This is a genomic window from Oleiphilus sp. HI0066, assembly GCF_001635725.1.
Window position 1 is genome coordinate 1 of the sequence record NZ_LWFH01000993.1, and the last position, 4,881, is coordinate 4,881.

Sequence of the window (4,881 nt, forward strand, 5' to 3'; positions counted from 1 at the left end):
TATGTTCTTAATACCAATAATATTATTTTTGGTATTAAGTTACTTTTGGTTCGATTCGGCTAGAAATTATGTTCATGGCTCTGTTGCTAATGAGTTAATTGAGGTAAAACTCTCTGAGTTAAAATTAATCGATAAAGCTATAGAGCAGCTTGAATCTGGAGAAACTGAAGCAGCGTTGAAATCAATTTACTTTCTACGAGAATTTCACAAAGAAGATTTATCTAACATCCAAAAAAACTTAGAGCCAGAAAAATCATGGGTAGATATTTTTACTTTATCACCAGAAACCATGGAAAATCTCAGGCAGTTTTTTAAATCTGAGAGAGAGACAGGCCAATGATGGAGCAACTTCCACCTAACCAGCGCCAGTACACGGACAAATTTTCGCGGGCTCAAATTTCCCCGTATAGCGAGCTCTAATACGTACTAAGAATGAGAAGCGGACGTAACAGATCTTTTATGTGTGCTCTCCACGATTTGAACATGCAGTCAGGGTTTTTATGAGTAACGCCAGACCAATCAAGGTTTTGATTAATGTTTTAAATTTTGCTGCATTCTTTTTCGTCTATGTGATGATCAAAAACGTATTAGAGGTAAAGCTTGGCTTTGTTAGAGGTGCAGCTGCCGCTCAGTGGGAGTTTGTCTTAGTTTTGTTGCCCATACCATTTATATTGGGCCTTATTACAGTGGCTTTAAGCGTCGCTAATAGGTCTAGATTATCTAGATTTTATTTAGCCACTTCTTTCCTAATGATGGCATCACCAATCCTTTGTTGGTGTGTGGCACGGTATATCCCATATCAATAAGACTATCGAACGTCAAATGAGAATATTGGTGATCACAACGTCCGCTTCTTTTGTAGAAGTTCGCATTAATTTCTAGTCGATGAGCGACAACCAAACATCCGCTTATGTCTATTTGCGAATGGAAAACCAATGACCGCTTTTCATTCTTAGTACGTATTAACGCCTTGCCCATGGGCTTGAGGTGCGAAGCAACGCAACTCCAAAACCACGAAGTGGCTAGGCATGCGGCAAATTGTTATAGGGCTTATTCGTCAATACCAGCATCGCAATCGTTACATGAGTTAGTTGATTTGCCTGTACCAAGCCAGCCTGGGATATCGTTTACCCCAGACTCATTGTCTGCTTTTGTAAGCTTGATATCCATTTTTTGATTGCAAAGCCAGCAACCAATTAGTGGTAGAAGCCATATTTGTGTGTAACAGATAAGCATTTGCTTAGTACTAAATATAGAAAATTTTGAGACTTCAATAGAAGTTAAAATATTCCAGATTACTGTAAAGCAAGCGGCCATACTGGCTACAAATAAAATTAGCTTATCAATTGTTTCCATTTAAGACCTATAACGCCGGTAGCAAAGGCGAGCGTTAGAGAGTCCAGCCCGCGTTTTTTGCGGGCGATTTTTCCTACCCTTGTTATGCATTTTTTTGCACCTTACCCAAATAGATTAAAGGTAATGCGATAGCCACTACCAATGACCAAGTATAGATAAACGCAGCCGCTACAGCATGTATAGCTATTAGGTACATGGCTAGATTTTTTTGTTTGCCGAAAAGTAGAATTAGACCCGTTAAGATACAAGCAAAAATTGAAACCAAAGTAAAAATGAATAGCCAGCTACCTGACTCGCTTGGAGACAACGCGTATTTGGCAGATGATATTGCAAGCTGAACAGAATCTAGGCAGTCAGGCCGAGCAGAAAATAGAAACACCCACCATATGGCTATAAGAGCCACTGCACCTAACAAGCTTAATGTTCCTGCGATTTTGCTACCCATTGCGATCTCTTAGTGCATAACAGTTAATTCTACGTACCCGATACGGGTATCACTTTTCAATTAGGTTAACACCTTCGGAAGGATCAATTCATTAATAATCATAGACTTATGAGACTTCCGTTTTTTCAAATTGCGCACACTCTTTAGCAAATGCGTACTGAATACGCATTTGCTAATTCATTACCTCCTTAAAATCAGAGCTTTATAAGAGTAAGCAGTGATACCCGCCGCTCGCGCGGTTATCACAGCCGACCTGTAGATATAATTTGAACCTACACAACTCGACCTCTCGAAGCAGGTGCGATCAAAGCGTTAAGGTCTGCAATCTTCTTCGAAGCGGGCATGGTGAACTGCGAAGCACTAACAGCGGCTTTTGTCTATTTGCGAATGGAAAACCAATGTCCGCTTTTCATTCTTATGGGTCTATTCTGACAGGCTTTGAAAATACCTGATACAAAATAGCGGACGAAAATCGGCTCTATTAAACTGTCTGAAAGTTTTTGATTCTATTAAGTTATAGCTCTGTACTTTCAGCTCTCATGAATTTGATACTTTTGATAGATGCAAATAAAAGAATAACCAAAGAAATGTCTAGAAAACTAAAATCAGGCAGAGATCGGTCAAGCAAGGCAAAAAGTAAATTAGGGCTCAATATAAATATGATTAGGAAATAAGCGGCCCACAAATGCTGTTTTTGCACAAACCATCCTAGAACTAGCGTGATGATAGCAAAAGAAAATGCCACTACTTCGAAAAAACTGCTGACAGCAATATTCTTTTCATAAATTTCAGGGAAAAATAACCGCAGCAGAACAATGAAAATAAGCTGAATAGAGCAGACGCAGAATGTTACCTTAAGTATTTTTTTTGCGTCGACTACCGATTCCAACTCTTTGCTCAAGAGCGCTCTCCAAAACCCCTGTTCTTTTCTAATCTCGGGTTTATGACCCGGCTTATTCAGTAACTCACGGACTCGCGCCGCTCGTTCTGGATATCTTTTGGAATCTACATTCCGTAAAACAGATTCCAACTCGATTCGAGAATAGTTTTCGTAATTCGGCCCTTCCATTTTGTCACCTACAGCTAGTTGTTATTTACTTCCGCTTTTCATTTGTTGAAGCCAATTCGAATAGGTTTTTCTGCCGTCTGTTATATGGTGGTCGGCAACTTGTTTTAATCGATCATTCACTATCATTAGTTCGTAATTTCTTTTCTTCATGTCTTTGATCTAGAGCGTTGAACATTTGTAAAAGTGAGTAGGCGGCACCGAATAAATACATTCCAACAAAGAGATAGAACCAAAACGGATCATCTTCTCGCGTTATATCTCCACCTCGCCTCGTCCAATGATATCCATCAATATGTGTATCGAAGGCTAGCCATAGACACACTAGGGCAAATATGGCGCACCAAGATGCAGGTAGCTTTTTTTGTTTTTCACTCGCGACTAATTTGAATTGCTCTACTTGTGATTGATGTTCAGGAAGGTCACTTTTTTCAAGCTGATCAATCGCTATCAAAAGTTTGGCGTAGTTCTCTGGATACTTTTCCTTGTTAATTGAGCTATGCGCTTGCATAAGCTCCGCGTAAGAGTACTTAGAATAATCCATTAGGGTACCGAAGATGATTAACCAGCTGTTTGAGTACATTAATTTAGTATCAGGTAGATCTAGATCGTGATGATGTAGGATCTGTAAATTCGGACTAAATCCTACCGGCTCGAAACACCAAATTCTATTGTCCGCTTTTCATTCTTAGTACGCATCAACGCTGCGCTAATGGGCTGGCGCTGCGCAGCAGTGACAGTCCAAGCCCAACTTGTTGGGCCGCTTTGAGCGCCTGGTTATGGTTATATATTTTTCAGTTACGTTTGATTTCAAGATAGATTGCACGTGCTGAACCAATTAATGCAAATAGAGATAATATTGAAAAGAGTTTGAAGATAATACTCTTTATGTTCGTGATGATGTCTTCATCTGCTTTTTGAACATTCGTAGTGTTTTGTTGGTAGATGCTAATCACTTGCTCTTTAGTCAACTCTCCGGCTGCAAGCTTGCTATTAATTTCCTCGTGGAATTTAACTAGCTCTGGACCTGTTTCGTAAACCTTGTCCATGATCGGGTTAATCTTTGACTGCCAAGTTGCCCAGATATAAATGATTGCTATCAAAGGAATTAGTGCATAAAAGATTCTTTCGAGTTTCTTAATCATAGTGGACCATAACGCTTGCAGCAGCGGAGAGCGTAGCGAATCCGTTGGCTGCACTTGTTAAATGTTGGTGCTAAAGTACACATTATATTCGCTTACACCATCTTTTATGGTGTTGACCAAGTCATCTGTATCTCTACGAAATAAGAAGTCAGTACCAGGCTTTTCTATTAGAACTGTTTTCTTGTTTATGGAGCGTTCACCATCCCACTTGACGAATGCAAATACTCCATCTTCTTGAATCTGATCTAATTTAGATAAAAGTTCCTCTAATTCCATAGTTTATCCATAAAGACATTTAACAGTTAATTCTACGTACCCGATACGGGTATCACTTTTCAATTAGGTTAACACCTTCGGAACGATCAATTCATTAATAATCATAGACTTATGAGACTTACGTTTTTTTAAATTGCGCACACTCTTTAGCAAATGCGTATTGAATACGCATTTGCTAATTCATTACCCCTTTAAAATCAGAGCTTTGTAAGAATAAGCAGTGATACCCGCCCCTCGTGCGGTTATCACAGGAGACCTGTAGATATAATTTGAACCAACACAACTCGACCTCTCGAAGGAGGTGCGGTCAAAGCGTTAAGGTCTGCAATCTTCTTCGAAGCGGGCATCGTGAACTGCGAAGCACTAACAGCTGCTTCTGTCTATTTGCGAATGGAAAACCAATGTCCGCTTTTCATTCATTTGAGAACAAATNCAATTGATCTTAGCTTCCAAAGTGCTCATCCAGTTTATCTAGAATCTCTAGCCCTTTCTTTGTTTTTCCTGTTGCGGCCATGGCGCTGCAGCGCATTTCTGTATCCAACTCAGCAAGTCCTTGAGTTGATAGCTCCTCGATTAGCTTGTTCATGCTAATT

General features: G+C 39.7%; 7 protein-coding genes. 1 reads left to right on the forward strand and 6 read right to left on the reverse strand.

Translation table 11 applies throughout. The features are described 5' to 3' along the window. On the forward strand, window positions 1-340 hold a 340-nt coding region (locus A3738_RS31075), incomplete at its 5' end, for a hypothetical protein (protein ID WP_068502540.1). Between the two features lie 710 nt (window positions 341-1,050). Here the strand turns inward: A3738_RS31075 and A3738_RS11165 are convergent. The 6 genes from A3738_RS11165 to A3738_RS11190 all read right to left on the reverse strand — a co-directional run bounded on the left by A3738_RS11165 (window position 1,051) and on the right by A3738_RS11190 (window position 4,288). After that, window positions 1,051-1,356, reverse strand: coding sequence for a hypothetical protein (locus tag A3738_RS11165; RefSeq protein ID WP_068500639.1), 306 nt, complete (start codon window positions 1,354-1,356; stop codon window positions 1,051-1,053). 82 nt (window positions 1,357-1,438) lie between these two features. Then, entirely contained in the window at window positions 1,439-1,801 is a 363-nt protein-coding gene (locus A3738_RS11170) for a hypothetical protein (RefSeq protein ID WP_068502542.1), read from the reverse strand. A gap of 514 nt (window positions 1,802-2,315) precedes the next feature. Then, on the reverse strand, window positions 2,316-2,870 hold the full coding sequence (locus A3738_RS11175) for a hypothetical protein (protein WP_068481272.1): 555 nt from the start codon (window positions 2,868-2,870) through the stop codon (window positions 2,316-2,318). Between the two features lie 112 nt (window positions 2,871-2,982). Then, entirely contained in the window at window positions 2,983-3,411 is a 429-nt protein-coding gene (locus tag A3738_RS11180; RefSeq protein ID WP_068473955.1) for a hypothetical protein, read from the reverse strand. A 250-nt stretch (window positions 3,412-3,661) separates the two neighbouring features. Further along, window positions 3,662-4,012 (reverse strand): hypothetical protein, encoded by a 351-nt coding sequence (locus A3738_RS11185; RefSeq protein WP_068473952.1) that lies wholly within the window; start codon window positions 4,010-4,012, stop codon window positions 3,662-3,664. Window positions 4,013-4,069: 57 nt separating this feature from the next. Further along, complete coding sequence (locus A3738_RS11190) at window positions 4,070-4,288, reverse strand: hypothetical protein (RefSeq protein WP_068473950.1); 219 nt, start codon at window positions 4,286-4,288, stop codon at window positions 4,070-4,072. Between the last annotated feature and the right edge of the window lie 593 nt (window positions 4,289-4,881).